Source organism: Brasilonema bromeliae SPC951, from assembly GCF_012912135.1.
Classification (GTDB): domain Bacteria; phylum Cyanobacteriota; class Cyanobacteriia; order Cyanobacteriales; family Nostocaceae; genus Brasilonema; species Brasilonema bromeliae.
Window position 1 is genome coordinate 1066 of sequence record NZ_QMEB01000371.1, and the last position, 1696, is coordinate 2761.

Here is a 1696-nt window from a genome sequence, read left to right on the forward strand (position 1 = left end):
GTCCGTATCCTAGAAGTTCTTCGGAACTTCAAAGATATCCACAGAATTAATTTGTCTGGAATCCTCGACAATGTCCTGTTGTTCGAGAAAAAGATCCAGACTTTGGTCAAGCTACAAAGAGCGCACGGTGGATACCTAGGCGTAAGCAGCCGATGAAGGACGCAGTAAACAGCGAAATGCCACGGGAAGTCGTTACAGACTAAGATCCGTGGGTCTCCGAATGGGGCAACCCCACCAGAGTTATGTCTGGTGACGTCTATCTGAATACATAGGATAGAACGAGGTAAGTCCGGGAACTGAAACATCTTAGTACCGGGAAGAAAATAAAACAAAACAGTGATTCCGTTAGTAGCGGCGAGTGAAAGCGGAACAGCCCAAACCTAATTAACGCAAGTTATTTAGGGGTTGCGGGACTCCATCATGAGATGGGATGACGATAGTTGAAGTGTTTGGGAAGGCACACCATAGACGGTGACAGTCCGGTAAACGAAATTGTCTGAACCTCAGGAGTATCCCAAGTAATACGGGACACGCGAAACCCTGTATGAATCTGCCGGGACCATCCGGTAAGGCTAAATACTGACTTACGACCGATAGTGAACAAGTACCGCGAGGGAAAGGTGAAAAGAACCCCGGTGAGGGGAGTGAAATAGAACATGAAACCGTGTGCTTACAAGCAATTGGAGCACTTTTAGATAGTGTGACAGTGTGCCTGTTGAAGAATGAGCCGGCGAGTTACCTTATGTAGTTGGTTAAGCAGTTAATATGCGAAGCCACAGGGAAACCGAGTCTGATAAGGGCGACATATAATTACATGAGGTAGACCCGAACCCGGGTGATCTATATATGGCCAGGATGAAGCGTGTGTAAAAATGCGTAGAGGTCCGAACCAACTGATGTTGAAAAATCAGTGGATGAGCTGTGTATAGGGGTGAAATGCCAATCGAACCCGGAGCTAGCTGGTTCTCCCCGAAAGGCGTTGAGGCACCGCGTGGGACGTATCTTACAGGGGGTAGAGCACTAGTTCGGTGCGGGCGGAGAAAATCCGTACCAAATCGAGTTAAACTCCGAATACCTGTAACGTAATATCCTGCAGTGAGAGTGCGAGAGATAAGTTCCGTACTCAAGAGGGAAACAGCCCAGACTACCGACTAAGGTCCCAAAGTACATGCTAAGTGATTAAGGAGGTGGAGTTGCATAGACAACCAGGATGTTGGCTTAGAAGCAGCCACCATTCAAAGAAAGCGTAATAGCTCACTGGTCAAGCGACTCTGCGCCGAAAATATACGGGGCTAAGCATGTCACCGAAATCGTAGACTCTATTTATTTAGAGTGGTAGGGGAGCGTTGTGTTGTAGGGTGAAGCATGAGCGATGAGCACATGTGGACGAAGCACAAGTGAGACTGTCGGCTTAAGTAGCGAAAACATTGGTGAGAATCCAATGCACCGAAAGACTAAGGGTTCCCACGGCAGGTTCGTCCACGTGGGGTTAGTCGGGAGCTAAGGCGAGGCCGAGAGGCGTAGCCGATGCACAACGGGTTAATATTCCCGTACAACCGTAATATCGTTAGGAGCTAAGTGGGGACGCAGGAGGCTATATGGAGCGGCTTAATGGATTGCCGTCCAAAGGCGTAGCTAGTTGATGTAGGCAAATCCGCATTGACGTTATAAAGTGAGGCCGAGTAGGAAACTGTCT

General features: G+C 48.5%; 1 rRNA gene (cut by a window edge). It reads left to right on the forward strand.

Annotated features, from left to right (window positions below):
- Window positions 1–104 precede the first annotated feature (104 nt).
- Window positions 105–1696, forward strand: a 23S ribosomal RNA gene (locus DP116_RS30610); its annotated part runs 234 nt beyond the window's last position; the annotation flags it as partial.